The organism is Rhodococcus sp. P4_C10, from assembly GCF_056402135.1.
On the sequence record NZ_JBFUHZ010000012.1, the window covers coordinates 1 to 15,564 of the forward strand.

Below are 15,564 nucleotides of genomic sequence, written 5' to 3' on the forward strand. Positions count from 1 at the left end.
CCTCCGACTCCTTGCTGGATCGGGGCGGGAGGCCCTCGAAGTGCCGCTCGGCGATCCGGTCGAGTTCGTCATCGGTCATACCCGGTTGGACGCAGCCAGGGCGGGCCGGTTCCAGGCAGCAAGGCCCCCGCAACGGCATCAGGTCGAAGGAACAGGCCGTGTTCGCGTTTCGCCGCTACGGCGATTCCTCCCTGTCGTACGCCGGTATCGAATCCCGCCAGGCCTGCGCCACTACGGCTTGTACGGCACCGTCATTGCTGCGGATGGAACCTCCAAGTCGATGACGGGAACCCTGACATAAGCGCCCCTTCGGCTGTCGCCGGATATCTGGGGGTCTACGACCGGCTACACAAACGAGCCGGATGCGTTCCTCGCCGACCCGACCACCGATAGGTTGTGCACATGCCACTTGTGAACGCGACCTTGCAGACGGAGAGCGCTGCGGATCGGCAGCAACGCCACCTTCGCGAGCGAGCATTCCTCACGAACGCGGTGTGCAGCGAAGTCCAGGCATCCGGCGGCGACTACGCCTCGCAACAAGTGAGAACAGCGGTCTGCATGTTCCAGCGGTGGATCGCTGACGAGTTCGGATTGCCGGATGGAAAGCACATCGGATTCGGTCACGGCCTTGACGAGTTCGACGATGGTACCGGGGCCGCTGACACGATCCAGAAGATCCAGGCGGGCGTCGCTGTGTGTCAGGACGTTCAGCTGTACTGGTGGGCCGATTCCCGTATGGAGGCGGATCGCGCTGCTGAACACGTGTGCGGGTCCCTTGGCGTGTACTTCTCGACCCGCTCCGTCAGCGAGTTCTGATTCTCTGAGCGTGGACGACCTCTGGCCAGCTCGCCTCCGTTCGGGAGGGAGTGATCGGAAGCGAAACCGCGGGACCTGACCAGGCGAGACATCGTGGTGGTTCCCGAAGTTGGCGGTGAACCGACCGGTCGGAGGGTGGCTGTAGGTGGTGGCGAAGCCGCGGCGGGACTGCTCGACGAACCTGAGAGCGGGTCAGCGCGGCGTGACGGGCCGGGTCGGTGAGCTTGCCGGTGCGCAGTTCCTTGCGATGGGACTGGACTCACATGCCTAGAGCGAAGCCGTCGGAGATCGTGTAGTGGCAGGGGACGTCGGCGTCCGGTGCTCGGCGGCGTAAGCGCGGAGGTCCGTGAGGCCACGATCCCACTGTTGCAGATGGAGGTTCGTCGGGCTACGCGCCGCGCGGTTGCCGGTTTCGAAGCCCGGGTCACGGAGCGCCTGGATACGTTGAGGGGTCATGGCGCCGCGGTCCGCGGTCCGCTCTGCGACGTCCAGTGGCCGAGCGGGAATCCGCATCGTGGGCATTCCCAGGACCGCAGCACGTGCTCATTGCCGTGCTGCTGGATGTAGTCACGCAGGTGGGACAAGCCCCTGCTCGAACCGCTTCTCCCTCATGTTGGTAGGGGCTAGGGAGGAACGTCTCCACTTCATATGGACTGCTTCTGACGGGGAAACGGTGAGCGACTGTGCCTGGGAACGGGTCTGGCTAGAAGCCAAACAACACCTTGCCGATCGCGTAGAAGATCGCCAGGCCCAAGACAGTGCCGAGGATCGTCGCGCCGAACTTTCCGAGGATCAGCACCAGGACCGTGACTACGAGAATAGCCGCGGCGATAGCTGACAGCGATGCCGAGACGATGAGCGTGATCTCACGGAACCGTTCTCGACCGCGCATCTCTGGTGGCATGTTCGCCTGCAACAGTTTGCGGACCGCGAAGAGGCTCGCCCCACCCACGACTATGGCGAGGATCGTCCCGCCGACCTTCCCGAAGAGCAACACTAGGCACGTGACTGCACCAACCACCATGGTGATGGTGAACCCCGATGCTGAGATGATGAGCGCGAGGTCAAGGAACCGTTCTTGACGCCGTGCCTCTGGCGTCAGGTTGGCCTGTCGCAGTTCCTCCTTCTCCCTTGCGTTCTCTCTCGCCTTCGCATTTATGCCAGCCGCGGCCATGCGCTGCTCATGGGTGGACTGCTTGAAACGGATGGCCTGAGATTCAGTCATACAGCCCGGGCACATCCCCCCGTAAAGTGAACTGAACTGGCGAAGGCATCCACCGCAGCGCATCAACATCCCCTATCCGATGTAGTAATACCGGACGGCCCGGCAGCCAGTACATCGGCGAAACATCGGGAAGTATGACGAGGCGTCCCCCGTTAGTCCTCGCCGATGGTTTCGAGCAGCGATTGGATCGGCTCACCGCCGGCGGGGGTCCGGGCGGGTGGTGACCGCGCTGACCGCCGCACCAGTCGGGCCGATCCGAATCCTAGTCGTCCGCTCGGACGTCGTCGAGCGCTTCATCCGGTAGCCAGCGCATTGTCTGGTGATTGACCGACACAGCAGGTGATTTCGAGGGCCTGCTGTCCGCGAATCTGGTAGCAATATTGCGTTTGGTCAGCGGAGGCGCCGATCTGGTGTTGTGCTGATGCCGGGAGTGCACCGCTAAGGTCTCGACCGCAAGTGGTCAACAGTGCGGAGTCCGCGCCACCTATGAGGGAAGAGAACCCAATGTCTGCACTGCACTTACAGAAGCTGGAGAACTGGAGCCTCGTCGGCAGGCAGGGGAAACGTGCAAAGTTCCCCCGGCGGACGATCGGCACGGCGCTTGCCGCGGCTAGTGCGGGGATTCTCACGCTCGCAACGGTGCTTGTGGGGATGGAACCTGCCGCCGCAGCAGCGGAGATATCCCCACCGGACACCCTCTTCATCGCCAGTCAGGAGAATGGCGGCACCGTGGTTTCGATGCCGACCATTGGCGGCGCAACCACCACCCTTGTGACAGGCATGCAGGAGGTCCCAATCGGACTGGCAGTCTCGGACGACACGCTCTATGTCGCAGACCGCACCACTGTGAGATCGGTGCCGACAACCGGTGGCACGCCCACGACGGTGATCACAGGTTTGAACGACCCGAACGGTGCGAACGGCGTGGCAGTTGCCGGCAATACCCTGTACATCCCCAAGGGCACCTCGGTGGTGTCAGTGCCGACCAGTGGCGGCACCCTGACTACATTGGCCACGATCCTGGCCTCACCCCCCTATGAGGCCTATGGGGCGGTGCCAATGACTGTGGCCGTCGTGGGTGACACCGTCTACTTCACGGTGCAAGGTTACGGCGTCGGCGACACCGGCACGGTGCGATCGGTGCCGATTACGGGCGGTACACCTACCACCCTTGTCGCCGGCCTGGCGAATCCATTCGGGTTGGCAGTGTCCGGCGACACTCTGTACTTCTCCGAGCCGGGTCGCCAGAGGGTGTCGTCGGTGCCGATCACGGGCGGTACACCTACTACCCTGGTCACTGACCTGCACTTCCCTATCGGACTAGCCGTTTCCGGCGGCACTCTCTACATTGCAGACGCGGGCAACGCCGCCAACACGGGGGCCGTGCTTTCGGTGCCGACGACTGGTGGCACACCCACTCCGCTGGTCAGTGGCCTCAATAACCCCATGGCGGTGGCAGTGCAGCCCGCACAGCCGACGACTACACCGCCGTGCGCCGGGTCGCTGTGCAGCCTGTTTGGCAGCAGCTAAACCACCGACGCACAGAGGGACTGTCAGCGAGTGCGTTGGTCAGGCCGGACCAGTTCGTTCAGCAACTGGACGGGGGTCTCGGATTCGTGCCATCTTCGCGGCCATGACATTGGCGTCGGCGTTGCGTCCACTCGGCATCCGTGACGATGGCACATGCCTGCGACATCTCGCGTGTGAATGACGAACGGCACCGGGTGCCGGACGAGACGATCCCGGAGCCGATCAGGCCCTCGTCGACTGTGGTCGTACACGGGTAACTCCGCACCCCTTCAAGCCGGCCGTGTTCATGTCTCCCCTCGCGAGTACGAGTCGCGGGGAGAGACGAACTCGACGGGTACGTCGTCGACCACGTTCTCGGTGAACGAAACGGTGCCGTCCTGGTGATGGGTGGGTCTCGCCAGGCGTAGCAGCGTGCGGTCCTCGCTGATGCCCATGACCCGCCAAGAAGTTTCGGCCCACCAGACACCCTGCCCGAGTATCACTTCTCCGGGTTCCATCATTACCTCCTGGTCGTATCGGAGAGTGGACGCCGGTCGTGGGTAGCGACCGGTGATCGAGGTCATGGTCCCGTGGACAGGGCCGCGACCAGCGTTGGAAGATCGTCCGCGACGACGATGGACAGCGGCGTCTCGTGACGCCTGCCGTTCTGGGTGATGATCAGTGCGGCCGGTGGATACCCGGCATCGGCGGGTGGCGACAGTGTCTTGATCGCGTGGGCAACTGTCGTTGTACGTGGGAGATGGACGGCCCGATCGCGTGGCTCGGCGAATGCGAGTGCTGCACTGACCGGTTCGCTCTCGACGATCTCGTCGGCGGCCAGGCGGTGGGCGAGCCAGCGTGCGATGCAGTTGGTTGGCAGCAGACCGTGATAGTCGTGGTCGTCGGTGACGGGGAACTGGGAGTAGTCGTGTGCGCGGACTTCCTCGAGGACGGATCGGATCGGGTCGTCGGCTCGAAAGGACGCCACCGTCCGATTCTGGAGCACGGCCAGCACTTTCGGCGGGTTGAGGATTGCGTCCCGGAGAGTCTCGATGGCCTCGACGATGTCCGGTACCGGTTCGGCGATCGGTTTGCCGCCGTAGTAGTTGCTGTGTACCAGCGTGTTCCGCAGGTTGGCGAAAGCATGTAACGCCGGCAGGTCGAAGCGGATGTGGTGTCGCTCGGCGTAGTCCTTCGCCATCTTCGTGAAGGGAATCTGCTCGTCGCCGTTCGGGTACGTCAACCTGAAATGGTTCTCGATCTCGTTGAAGGCTGACATGAATCGGGTCGCGCCGCTGAGGTCGTCCATCTCATCTCCAAGCGTGCGGGGGCACAGGGGACGGTGCCCGGTGGTCCGGCCTTCATTATCCGCGGGGAGAGCGACGGTGGCGCGCAAAACCGGAGGTGACACGCCTGAGCGAATCGATGGCCTCAGTCCGACCACGATGCGGCCGCCGGCGCTTCCGGCGCCCAGGAGGCTGCGATGGCACTACGGCGGGTGCCGGGTTGCTGCCGTTGCGCCCTGGTGTTCCACTGGGGTGGACCAGGGCAGGAACGGAGGCTGTGATGGGTTCACGGGTGCTGGTGTACGGGACCGCGGGCGCGGATCTGGTGTTCATCGACCGCGATACTGCGCACGAGTTGGCCCGGATGTGGGCCGGATTCGACACCTGGGGCCACGCCCAGGCAGAACTGCCCACGCACCGGTGGCAGGACATCGTTGACCGACTCGAAGGCGCGGAGATTGCCCTGCCGGCACCTGAAACGCCGTTCGACCTTGACCTGATCCCCGGTCATGTCGACGGAGACTGGCCGGAGTGGCCTGCACAGGAGATGTTCAAGTGGATGCCGGCCGAGCTGAGCACCCGGTACGGTCGCTCCGAGGCCAGCGTCCTGAGCGGCGACTTCCTCCAGATCGACCCTGTGCACGAGGCAGCTCTCACCGCAGCTCTCAAGGACGCCGGTTTCACCTGCGTCAAGGACGACGCGCTGGTCGCCGCCGCGAGTGGCTACATCGACGGAACTGCTCGACGCCTGTAACGCCGAGATCGCCCCACATGCTCGACGCGTGATCGGGTCGGGGCCGAGCCTGCTCGGAAGGCCTTCGAGGGTCCCGCCTGCCGCCACCACTTCCTTGCTATCTGCAACCCCCACCACGAAGTCGAGGCCGGCGTACACCTCCGACTCCTTGCTGGATCGGGGCGGGAGGCCCTCGAAGTGCCGCTCGGCGATCCGGTCGAGTTCGTCATCGGTCATACCCGGTTGGACGCAGCCAGGGCGGGCCGGTTCCAGGCAGCAAGCGAGTATTCGAGGGTGCCAGCCGAGGGCTCGATGTGACACGGATGTGACACACCGCAGGGGAGTCATGAGTAGGCGCGGGTTGGTTGTCTGGAGGGGAATGTCCTGACCAGGAGAAATTCTGGCTGGAACTTGATCTTATGGCCTCTCACTTCTTGAAAGCGGCGTGGCGTTAAACCCGCCGGGGGTTCAAGGAAGCGAGCTGGTGAAGGATGGGTCGGGGCACGAGATCTCCACCTGCCTACGCACTGGGACGGCCGTGCAGTAGCGCCGCGCACCCTCGATGACTGGTGGAAGGAGGTTCTGCGGTACGCGCAGGTGCCCCACCGCAGGCTCCACGCCGCTCGGCACACCGCGGCGTCGCGGCTGATAGCCGCGGGGCAACACCGTCCGCGGTCGCCGGGTGGCTTGGCCACGCCGACGGCGGGACGCTGGTTCTGCAGACCTGCGCCCGCACCGATGCGTCGGAAGCGGACGCACTGGGTGTTCCGCCCCGGTGTAGGGCGCGCACCGGCCGGGGCGCGGCGAACACCCTGGCGACAGTGTAGAAACCACCTCGCACTGATGTGGTGCGGGGTGGTGGCCGGCGTTACCTGCGTGAAGCGCGCCTGGCGAGTTCGTCGTCACGGGTGCCGGCATGCTGGTAGCGCATTGCGGCCTTGACGCTGCTGTGTCCCAACCGCGCCATAGTCTCGGCTACGGTCGCGCCTGTTTGCGCGTAGCGAGTTCCTGCATAGTGGCGCAGCGAGTGAAACGCCAGGTCAGGGCGTCCTGCTGCTGCCCGAGCCTTCCTCCAGTGGTTATTCACCGTGCTTTGTGAAACGTAGCCACCGCTATGGTCTGTCCACAGCAGTGCACCCGGTTTCACGGACTCGACGTGGGCGGCCACGATCCGGGCGTCGTGGCCGAAGATGGCTACGATGCGTTGTCCTGCGGCGCTCTTCGGAGGTCCGGCTACCTTGGCGATGCCGTTGCCTTCGACGATGCTGCGCACGACAGCGATCCGCACCGCGTCCACCTCGCCGTCGCCGTCGCGCTCAACGGCCACATCGTCGCTGGTCAGGCCGATAACCTCGCCAAATCGCAGGCCGCCGGCGGCGGCGATGATCACGAATGGCTGGTACTTCGGCACGATCTTTTCGATGATGATGTCCAGCTCGACCTCGGTCGGCGGCGTTGTGGATTTCCCCGTGGCAGTAAGTGAGCCACCCTTGATTTTGCATGGGTTTCCACTGATCAGGCCGTCTTCTACGGCTGTTTTCAATATCGACTTCATTAAGTCGTAGGCCCTCGCGGTGGCCGTCGCCTTGCCGGTTGCGAGAAGTTCAGTTCGCCACTCGCGCACTGCATCGGGGCGTACTTCGTTGATGGGTGTTGCCGCCCAATGGAATAGCGATCCGGTAGCGCCAAGCATCCGCTCGTATTCCTTGCGGGTGCGGGGGCGTAGCGGCTCGCCCTTGCTATTGGTCCTGGTGGCGACCCATTTCTCGGCGTAGACACCGAACGCGACAGCTTTACGTGCCTCCTCGGTCTGAGTGGCCTGCTGTGCCACGGCGGCGGCATCTGGGTGTACCCAGGTGCCCCCGGCAATTGCGTCCTGCTGTGTGTTCAGCCAGGTCTGTGCCGCGCGTTTGGTGCTGAACGTGCTGGGTGCAGGAATGCGCTCCGCGCTCCCCGGAGTGGGGTCAGGGTGGCGGGCTCGATACCGCCCTGACGGCAACTTTTCAATGCGTCCGAATACTTTTCTGGCCATGCGGCTGCTCTCCTAGATTTCGTGGGCCCTCCGTGGGCCCTAGAGTGTCAGAAGTTGGCATATCTTGGCATAGCGTGGCACGCCTAACTGCCTCTGACCTGCTGGCTAACTCTCCGACCAGGTATATCACGTCTGGTTCGATCCCAGCCGGGACCACGACAGAAAAGGCCCGTTGCGAGAATCTCGCAACGCGGAGCCTCCCACCGGCACTCCGTATGCGTAAGTAATGTGTGTGGGGTGTCGACCACCGAGAACCGATGGATGCAGCAGCGCCGTCGCATAGCAGCCAATGTCGGCCTCAACCTCGCCTACCGGATCGGTGTCGGCGTGGTGGGCGGACTGGTGTTCGTCATCGGTGTCATCACGATTCCGTACCCCGGACCCGGCTGGCTGATCGTGTTCGCAGGCCTGGGGATTCTCGCCACCGAGTTCGCCTGGGCGCACCGGCTGCTGCACTTCGCGAAGGCACGCTACGACAGGTTCATGGTCTGGTTCGCCGGGCAGTCGGTGGTGGTGAAGGCGGCCGGGGTGCTGCTGACAACCGCGGTCGTCCTGCTCACCCTCTGGTTGTTGGGCACGTTCAGCCTGGTCGGCGGATGGTTCGGGTTCGATCACCCGCTGCTGCACAGTCCGGTGCTCGGATGAGCGGCCCGACGATCGACCCGGAAGTGGCCGATGCCTATGCCCGCACCGCAGCGGCCCTGCCGCCGGTGCGCGGGCTGGTCAACGCACCCGCGAACGCGCTCGAGTTGCGCGGCGAGAAGTTGGTGGACCCGACCTGGCTCGGGTCCCGGGTGTCGCAGACCGCTCGGATCTGGCGGTGCGACGACGCACGGGTGCCGGCCACGCTGTGGTGGTACTCCGCGAGCTCGGCGCTGTTGGCGGTCCCGGCCGCGATGCTGCTCTCGACCGGTTTGGCGCCGGACCCGACGCCCGAACGGTTGACGTTCACCCTGCGCCCCGACGGATCCGTCGCCACCGTGCGCTCGGCGGGCATCCTTCGCGGGCCCGAGGAGTTCGCGGACCGGCTCCGGGCGGCGATGGTGCGCATCATCGGCTGGCTGGCCGCGGTCGCCAAGATGAACGAGCGGTCGCTGTGGGCCATCGCCACCGACGCGATCGCCAACCGCGCGCTCGACGCGGCCACCGCGCTCGGCGGGCCGTCGATCGGCAGTGCGCTCGCAGTCCGCATCGCGGAGCGGATCGGCGCGCCCCTGTTGACGCCGCGGTTCGTCGACGTCGTTGCCGGGGAGCAGACGTTCGCCGACCCGGAGGTGGAACCGCCGCCCGGTGCGCGCAGGTTCGTCCGCCGTAACTCCTGTTGCCTGCTCTACCGCTCCCCGGCGGTCGCGGCGGCGGGCGATCCGGAAGCCGCCGAGCGAGCCAAGTGCGTCAGCTGTCCCAGTCAGCTTCCTGCGTTGCGGCTCGCACGACTTGGCGCGCTGGTCGGGTGACGGGCAGATTCGAATCCGGTGCCGATAGCATGAGGGCTCACCGAGCAGCCGTCGCCGACGGCGGCTAACACATCGAGGAGCACATCGCCGTGACCACGCCTGCATCAGTCGTCCCAGCCGCCCACGTCCGGGTGCCTGCGGGGACTACCGCCGGTACGGCGGTTCGTGAGGCGGGACTGTCCGGCAAGGGGCCCGACGCGATCGTCGTCGTCCGTGACGCCGAGGGCCAGCTCAAGGACCTGTCGTGGATTCCCGACACCGACACCGAGGTCGAGGCCGTCGCGGCCGACACGGATGACGGCCGCATGGTGATCCGGCACTCGTGCGCGCACGTGCTGGCGCAGGCAGTGCAGGCCGAGTTCCCGGCCGCGAAGCTGGGCATCGGCCCGCCGATCAAGGACGGCTTCTACTACGACTTCCGGGTTGCGGATCCCTTCACCCCCGAGGACCTCACCCGCCTCGAGAAGCGGATGAAGCAGATCATCAAGGGCTCGCAGCGCTTTTCGCGTCGCGTGGTCGACTCGATCGAGGACGCCCGCGTCGAACTGGCAAACGAGCCGTTCAAGCTCGAGCTGATCGACGACAAGTCCGGCATCGACGATCCCGAGGTGATGGAGGTCGGCGGCAACGAGCTGACCATCTACGACAACCTCGACCCGCGCACCGGTGAGAAGGTCTGGAGCGACCTTTGCCGCGGCCCGCACATCCCCACCACCAAGCACATTCCCGCGTTCAAGCTCACCCGGAGCTCCGCCGCGTACTGGCGCGGCGACCAGTCGCGTGAGGACCTGCAGCGCGTCTACGGCACCGCCTGGGAGTCCTCGGAGGCGCTCGACACGCACATGGAGCTGTTGGCCGAGGCGGAGCGCCGCGACCACCGCAAGCTGGGCGCGGAGCTCGACCTGTTCAGTTTCCCCGACGAGCTGGGCTCGGGCCTGCCGGTGTTCCACCCCAAGGGCGGCATCATCCGGCAGGAGATGGAGAACTACTCCCGCCAGCGTCACGTGCAGGAGGGCTACGAGTTCGTCTACTCCCCGCACATCACCAAGGGCCACCTCTACGAGGTCTCCGGCCACCTGGACTGGTACCGCGACGGCATGTTCCCGGCGATGCACATCGACGAGGAGCTCAACGAGGACGGCACGGTGCGCAAGCCCGGCCAGGAGTACTACCTCAAGCCGATGAACTGCCCGATGCACAACCTGGTGTTCCGCTCGCGTGGACGCTCGTACCGCGAACTTCCGTTGCGGCTCTTCGAGTTCGGATCGGTGTACCGCTACGAGAAGTCCGGCGTCGTGCACGGCCTGACCCGGGTGCGCGGCATGACCCAGGACGACGCGCACATCTACTGCACCCGCGAGCAGATGCGTGACGAGCTGACGACCACCCTGAACTTCGTGCTCGGGCTGCTCAAGGACTACGGACTCGACGACTTCTACCTCGAGCTGTCCACCAAGAACCCGGACAAGTTCGTCGGCGACGACGCCACCTGGGAAGAGGCCACCAACACCCTCGCCGAGGTGGCCGAGGCGTCGGGCCTGACCCTGGTGCCGGACCCGGGTGGAGCCGCGTTCTACGGACCGAAGATCTCCGTGCAGGTGCAGGACGCTCTCGGCCGCACCTGGCAGATGTCGACGATCCAGCTGGACTTCAACCTGCCGGAGCGGTTCGAGCTCGAATACACCGGCACCGACGGTGCCAAGCACCGCCCGGTGATGATCCACCGCGCGTTGTTCGGCTCGATCGAACGGTTCTTCGGCGTGCTCACCGAGCACTACGCGGGCGCGTTCCCGGGCTGGTTGGCGCCCGTACAGGTGGTCGGCATCCCGGTCGCGGAGGCGTTCGAGAAGCACCTGTTCGGCGTCGTCGACAAGCTCAAGGCCGCCGGGGTCCGGGCCGAGGTGGACGTCAGTGACGACCGGATGCAGAAGAAGATCCGCAACCACACCACCCAGAAGGTGCCGTTCATGCTGCTCGCCGGCGAGCGGGACGTCGAGGCCGGCGCGGTGAGCTTCCGGTTCCGGGACGGCACCCAGGTCAACGGCATCCCGGTCGACACCGCGGTCGAGGCCATCAGCGGCTGGATTGCCCGGCGGGACAACGCCTCACCGACGGCGGAGCTGCTCGGCGGTCTGGCGTGAGCGACGACTCGTCAGTGCCGCCGGAGACCTCGCTGACCGACACCGGGCCGGGCGATCCGGACCGGCTGCAGCGTCTGTGGTCCCCGCACCGGATGTCCTACATCGCGGAGGCGCCCAAGACCTCGACGCCCGACGAGGGTCCGTTCACGTTCATCCCGAAGATGAGCGACGAGGAGGGGCTGATCGTCGCGCGCGGCGAGCACGTGTACGCGGTGCTGAACCTGTACCCGTACAACCCCGGTCACATGATGGTGGTCCCGTACCGCCGGGTGGCTGCGCTCGAGGACCTCACCGAGGGCGAGTCATCCGAGTTGATGGCCTTCACCCAGCAGGCGATCCGCGTCATCAAGAAGGTCTCCCGGCCCGACGGTTTCAACGTGGGCCTCAATCTCGGTGCGGCGGCGGGTGGTTCGCTCTCCGAGCACCTGCACCAGCACATCGTGCCGCGGTGGGGCGGGGACGCGAACTTCATCACCGTCGTCGGCGGTGCCAAGGTGATGCCGCAGTTGCTGCGTGAGACGCGGGCGCTGCTGTCCGCAGCCTGGAACGACGGGGGCCGGTAGGTGCTCAGCATCCTCGGGCGCGCGTCGGTGTCGAAGGTGACGGCGCCGCTCGGGCGGGCGTTGATCGGGACCGGTCTCACGCCCGATGCCGTGACCGTCTTCGGCACGGTCGCGACCGTGGCCGGCGCGTTGACGCTGTTCCCGTCGGGGCACCTGTTCTGGGGCACGATCCTCATCTGGTTCTTCGTCATGTTCGACCTGCTCGACGGCGCGATGGCCCGAGCCCGCGGCGGTGGCACCCGCTACGGGGCCGTGCTCGACGCCACCTGCGACCGCATCGCCGACGGCGCGATCTTCGCCGGCCTGGCCTGGTGGGCGGTGTACCACGAGAACAGCAAGTCGCTGCTGGTGGCGACCCTGATCTGCCTGGTCACCTCGCAGGTCATCTCGTACGCCAAGGCGCGTGCGGAGGCCAGCGGGCTCTCCGCCGACGGCGGGCTGATCGAGCGCTCGGACCGGCTGGTCATCGTGCTGACCGGTGCGGGCCTGACCGGCATCGCCGGTCACTTCGGCATCGGCTGGCTGGAGTGGGCGGTGTACGTCGCCATGTGGCTGCTCGCGGCGGCCAGCATCGTGACGGTGTTCCAGCGTGTGCTCGCGGTCCGGAACTCGGCGGGCGCGCGAGAGTTGTTGCCGGTCAAGGAGACGCCGCAGGGCGTGGAGGGTGGAGAGACACAGCGGTGACGTGGAGCGAACGGGCGACCGATCTGGGATATGCGGCCGGCTGGCGGCTCGTGCGTGCCCTGCCCGAGCGGGTCGCGACAGGCCTGTTCGACCTCGGTGCGGACCTTGCCGCCCGGCGGGGTGGAGGGCCGGACCAGTTGCGCCGCAACCTCGCCCGGGTGCTCGGTGTGCCGCCGGCGGAGGTGCCCGACGAGCTGATCCGCGCGTCACTGCGGTCCTACGCGCGGTACTGGCGGGAGGCATTCCGGCTGCCGTCGATGGACCAGGCGGAACTGGGGCGTCGCCTCGATTCCCAGGTGCACGGCCAGGAGCACCTGGACGCGGCATTGGCCGCGGGCAAGGGCGCGGTGGTGGCGCTGCCACACAGCGGCAACTGGGACATGGCCGGGGTCTGGTGCGTGCAGCACTGCGGCGGGCTGTCCACGGTCGCCGAACGGCTCCGGCCCGAGTCGCTCTACCAGCGGTTCGTCGATTTCCGCGAGGGCCTCGGATTCGAGATCTTCCCGCTCAGCGGCGGCGAGACCCCGCCGTTCGGGCAGTTGGCCGCCCGGCTGCGAGCGAACAAGGTGGTGTGCCTGCTCGGAGAGCGGGACCTCGCCCGTCGCGGTGTGCCCGTGACCTTCTTCGGTGAGCCGACGCGGATGCCGGCGGGCCCGGCGAAGCTGGCGATCGAGACCGGCGCGGTACTGCTGCCGGTGCACTGCTACTTCGTCGGCGACGCCTGGGGCTTCCAGATCGACCCGCCGATCGACACCTCGGCCGGCCTGGAAGCGTCCACGCAGGCGCTGGCCGACCGGTTCGCGGCGAACATCGCCGCGCATCCCGAGGACTGGCACATGCTGCAGCCGTTGTGGCGCGCCGACCTGTCGGCGGCCCGCGTGGCGCGGATGGAGTCCTAGATGAAGATCGGCATGGTCTGCCCGTACTCGTTCGACGTGCCGGGCGGAGTGCAGGCGCACGTCGTCGAGCTCGCGCAGGTGCTGATCGAGCGCGGTCACAAGGTGAGCGTGCTCGCGCCGGCCGCGGAGAGCACCGAGCTGCCGGACTTCGTGGTCTCGGCCGGTCGCGCGGTCGCGATCCCGTACAACGGGTCGGTGGCACGGCTGAGCTTCGGACCGGTCGCGTACGCCCGGGTGCGTCGCTGGATCAGCGAGAACGACTTCGACGTGCTGCACATCCACGAGCCCAACGCCCCGAGCCTGTCGATGCTGGCGATGAAGATCGCGCAGGGGCCGATCGTCGCGACCTTTCACACCTCCACCACGAAGTCGTTGGTGCTCAGCACCTTTCAGGGTGTCCTGCAGCCGTACCTGGAGAAGATCTCCGGCCGGATCGCGGTCTCCGAGCTGGCGCGGCGCTGGCAGGTGGAGTCCCTCGGGTCGGACGCGGTGGAGATTCCCAACGGCGTCGACGTGCCCGCGTTCGCGAACGCCCGGCCCATCGACGGGTACCCGCGCGCCGGCGGCACCGTGCTGTTCCTCGGCCGCTACGACGAGCCGCGCAAGGGCATGGACACCCTGATCGGGGCGTTGCCGACGTTGGCCGAGCGGCACCCCGACCTCGAGGTACTGGTGGTCGGGCGCGGCGACGAGGACCGGCTCCGGAAGGAGGCCGGTCGCTACGCGAAGCACCTGCGCCTGCTCGGTCAGGTCACCGACGCCGAGAAGGCGTCCGCGATGCGCAGCGCCGACGTGTACTGCGCGCCGAACCTGGGCGGGGAGAGCTTCGGCATCGTGCTGGTCGAGGCGCTGGCCGCGGGCACCGCGGTGGTGGCCAGCGAACTCGACGCGTTCCGTCGCGTGCTCCGTGACGGTGCCGCGGGCCTGCTGGTGCCGATCGGCGACGCGGCCGCGCTGGCCGATGCGCTCGACACCGTGCTCAGCGACCCGGACCGCCGCCGCGCCCTCGTCACGGCCGGCACCGAGGTGGTCGCCGAGTACGACTGGCCGGTCGTCGCGGAACAGATCCTGCGGGTCTACGAGACCGTGACCGTCGGGGCGCAGGGTGTGCGGGTGGAGACCCGATGATGACCTTCTCCGCGACCACCATCCTGGTCCTCGCGCTGATCGCCGCCGTGGTCGTCGCCGTCGGAGTGTGGGCGTACGCCACGGCGAACCGCCTCGACCGGCTGCACGTGCGCTCGGACCTGTCCTGGCAGGCGCTGGACTCCGCGCTGGCCCGGCGGTCCGTGGTCGCACGCGCGGTGTCCGCGGCGCTCGTGCCCACCGGGTACTCGTTCGGTGGTCCGGTGCCGGGGGCGTCCGACGGGCGGACCCTGGCGGCCCTGGCGGTGAAGGCCGAGCAGGCCGACCGCGGACACCGCGAGACCGCGGAGAACGCGTTGTCCGCGGCGCTGGGCGCGGTGCCCACCGAGGCGCTGCCGCCCCAACTGGTGGCGGAGCTGGCGGACGCGGAGGCACGGGTGCTGATCGCGCGCCGGTTCCACAACGACGCCGTCCGCGACACCCTGGCACTTCGGACCCGGCGACCGGTGCGCTGGCTGCACCTGGGCGGCACCGCGCCGCTGCCGAGCTACTTCGAGATCGCCGAACGCACCACGGCCGCCGCGACGGGCGGGCTGAGTGTCGACGAGATGCGTACCTCCGCCCGGATCGTGCTGCTCGACGAGAAGGGCCGGGCGCTGCTGCTGCGCGGTCACGACCCGCAGTCGCCGGACGTGCACTTCTGGTTCACCATCGGCGGGGGCGTCGAGGCGGGGGAAAGCCTGCGCGAGACCGCCGTCCGGGAGATCTCCGAGGAGACCGGTCTCGCCGTGGACCAGGCGGCGCTGCGCGGGCCGATGTGGCGCCGGGTCGCGGTGTTCCCGTACGACGGCGAGTTGATCCGGTCCGAGGAACTGTTCTTCGCGCTGCAGACCGCCTCGTTCACGCCGCAGCGTAACGGTTTCACCGAGCTCGAGCGGCGCGCCATCACCGGTCATCGGTGGTGCACGGCCGCGGAGATGCGGGCGATTGCGGCGTCCGGCGAGGTGGTCTACCCGGAGGAGCTGCCGGACCTGCTCGGCGAGGCCAGAGTGGTGGTGGGGCGGGCCGTCGAGCCCGAGGTCCGTTCGATTCGCTGACCGGCCGACCGGCTGACAGGCGCGTCGTCCTAGAATTGG

15 protein-coding genes are annotated in these 15,564 nt (G+C 67.1%); 11 read left to right on the forward strand and 4 right to left on the reverse strand.

Going from position 1 to position 15,564, the window contains the following annotated elements:
- The first annotated feature begins 402 nt into the window (after positions 1-402).
- Positions 403-816, forward strand: coding sequence for a hypothetical protein (locus tag AC1DWC_RS10810; protein ID WP_477907906.1), 414 nt, complete (start codon positions 403-405; stop codon positions 814-816).
- A 703-nt stretch (positions 817-1,519) separates the two neighbouring features.
- Here AC1DWC_RS10810 and AC1DWC_RS10815 read toward each other — a convergent pair.
- The gene (locus tag AC1DWC_RS10815; protein ID WP_477907908.1) at positions 1,520-2,041 is read right to left on the reverse strand and encodes a hypothetical protein; all 522 of its coding nucleotides are present in this window, start codon (positions 2,039-2,041) and stop codon (positions 1,520-1,522) included.
- A 504-nt stretch (positions 2,042-2,545) separates the two neighbouring features.
- Here AC1DWC_RS10815 and AC1DWC_RS10820 point away from each other — a divergent pair.
- The gene (locus AC1DWC_RS10820) at positions 2,546-3,571 is read left to right on the forward strand and encodes an NHL repeat-containing protein (protein ID WP_477907909.1); all 1,026 of its coding nucleotides are present in this window, start codon (positions 2,546-2,548) and stop codon (positions 3,569-3,571) included.
- Positions 3,572-3,855: 284 nt separating this feature from the next.
- On the opposite strand, the gene AC1DWC_RS10825 is transcribed toward AC1DWC_RS10820, so the two are convergent.
- Positions 3,856-4,071, reverse strand: coding sequence for a hypothetical protein (locus AC1DWC_RS10825; protein WP_477907911.1), 216 nt, complete (start codon positions 4,069-4,071; stop codon positions 3,856-3,858).
- Positions 4,072-4,130: 59 nt separating this feature from the next.
- The gene (locus AC1DWC_RS10830; protein ID WP_477907913.1) at positions 4,131-4,994 is read right to left on the reverse strand and encodes a CBS domain-containing protein; all 864 of its coding nucleotides are present in this window, start codon (positions 4,992-4,994) and stop codon (positions 4,131-4,133) included.
- Between the two features lie 122 nt (positions 4,995-5,116).
- Between AC1DWC_RS10830 and AC1DWC_RS10835 the strand changes: the two genes are divergently transcribed.
- The gene (locus AC1DWC_RS10835) at positions 5,117-5,590 is read left to right on the forward strand and encodes a hypothetical protein (RefSeq protein WP_477907915.1); all 474 of its coding nucleotides are present in this window, start codon (positions 5,117-5,119) and stop codon (positions 5,588-5,590) included.
- An 847-nt stretch (positions 5,591-6,437) separates the two neighbouring features.
- Here the strand turns inward: AC1DWC_RS10835 and AC1DWC_RS10840 are convergent.
- Positions 6,438-7,601 (reverse strand): tyrosine-type recombinase/integrase, encoded by a 1,164-nt coding sequence (locus AC1DWC_RS10840; RefSeq protein ID WP_477907917.1) that lies wholly within the window; start codon positions 7,599-7,601, stop codon positions 6,438-6,440.
- A gap of 261 nt (positions 7,602-7,862) precedes the next feature.
- Between AC1DWC_RS10840 and AC1DWC_RS10845 the strand changes: the two genes are divergently transcribed.
- From AC1DWC_RS10845 to AC1DWC_RS10880, 8 genes are all read left to right on the forward strand, one after another.
- Entirely contained in the window at positions 7,863-8,246 is a 384-nt protein-coding gene (locus AC1DWC_RS10845) for a TIGR02611 family protein (RefSeq protein ID WP_072844227.1), read from the forward strand.
- Positions 8,243-9,055 (forward strand): hypothetical protein, encoded by an 813-nt coding sequence (locus tag AC1DWC_RS10850; RefSeq protein WP_477907919.1) that lies wholly within the window; start codon positions 8,243-8,245, stop codon positions 9,053-9,055. Before AC1DWC_RS10845 ends, AC1DWC_RS10850 begins: the two co-directional genes overlap by 4 nt.
- A gap of 89 nt (positions 9,056-9,144) precedes the next feature.
- A complete protein-coding gene (gene thrS, locus AC1DWC_RS10855) occupies positions 9,145-11,196 on the forward strand; it encodes a threonine--tRNA ligase (RefSeq protein WP_477907921.1) in 2,052 nt (683 codons plus the stop codon).
- Positions 11,193-11,759, forward strand: a complete 567-nt coding sequence (locus AC1DWC_RS10860; protein ID WP_477907923.1) for an ATP adenylyltransferase — start codon at positions 11,193-11,195, stop codon at positions 11,757-11,759. The genes thrS and AC1DWC_RS10860 overlap by 4 nt, the downstream gene beginning before the upstream one ends.
- Entirely contained in the window at positions 11,760-12,443 is a 684-nt protein-coding gene (gene pgsA / locus AC1DWC_RS10865) for a phosphatidylinositol phosphate synthase (RefSeq protein WP_477907925.1), read from the forward strand.
- The gene (locus tag AC1DWC_RS10870) at positions 12,440-13,342 is read left to right on the forward strand and encodes a phosphatidylinositol mannoside acyltransferase (RefSeq protein WP_477907927.1); all 903 of its coding nucleotides are present in this window, start codon (positions 12,440-12,442) and stop codon (positions 13,340-13,342) included. The genes pgsA and AC1DWC_RS10870 overlap by 4 nt, the downstream gene beginning before the upstream one ends.
- On the forward strand, positions 13,343-14,470 hold the full coding sequence (locus AC1DWC_RS10875) for a glycosyltransferase family 4 protein (protein WP_477907929.1): 1,128 nt from the start codon (positions 13,343-13,345) through the stop codon (positions 14,468-14,470).
- A complete protein-coding gene (locus tag AC1DWC_RS10880; protein ID WP_477908067.1) occupies positions 14,470-15,525 on the forward strand; it encodes an NUDIX hydrolase in 1,056 nt (351 codons plus the stop codon). Before AC1DWC_RS10875 ends, AC1DWC_RS10880 begins: the two co-directional genes overlap by 1 nt.
- Positions 15,526-15,564 lie beyond the last annotated feature (39 nt).

What these genes read in the sequence shown, in the direction of transcription:
- AC1DWC_RS10810 (WP_477907906.1), top strand. Translation starts at nt 403, where the DNA reads ATGCCACTTGTGAACGCGACCTTGCAGACGGAGAGCGCTGCGGATCGG.
- AC1DWC_RS10815 (WP_477907908.1), bottom strand. Translation starts at nt 2,041, where the DNA reads ATGACTGAATCTCAGGCCATCCGTTTCAAGCAGTCCACCCATGAGCAG.
- AC1DWC_RS10820 (WP_477907909.1), top strand. Translation starts at nt 2,546, where the DNA reads ATGTCTGCACTGCACTTACAGAAGCTGGAGAACTGGAGCCTCGTCGGC.
- AC1DWC_RS10825 (WP_477907911.1), bottom strand. Translation starts at nt 4,071, where the DNA reads ATGATGGAACCCGGAGAAGTGATACTCGGGCAGGGTGTCTGGTGGGCC.
- AC1DWC_RS10835 (WP_477907915.1), top strand. Translation starts at nt 5,117, where the DNA reads ATGGGTTCACGGGTGCTGGTGTACGGGACCGCGGGCGCGGATCTGGTG.
- AC1DWC_RS10840 (WP_477907917.1), bottom strand. Translation starts at nt 7,601, where the DNA reads ATGGCCAGAAAAGTATTCGGACGCATTGAAAAGTTGCCGTCAGGGCGG.
- AC1DWC_RS10845 (WP_072844227.1), top strand. Translation starts at nt 7,863, where the DNA reads ATGCAGCAGCGCCGTCGCATAGCAGCCAATGTCGGCCTCAACCTCGCC.
- AC1DWC_RS10850 (WP_477907919.1), top strand. Translation starts at nt 8,243, where the DNA reads ATGAGCGGCCCGACGATCGACCCGGAAGTGGCCGATGCCTATGCCCGC.
- AC1DWC_RS10875 (WP_477907929.1), top strand. Translation starts at nt 13,343, where the DNA reads ATGAAGATCGGCATGGTCTGCCCGTACTCGTTCGACGTGCCGGGCGGA.
- AC1DWC_RS10880 (WP_477908067.1), top strand. Translation starts at nt 14,470, where the DNA reads ATGACCTTCTCCGCGACCACCATCCTGGTCCTCGCGCTGATCGCCGCC.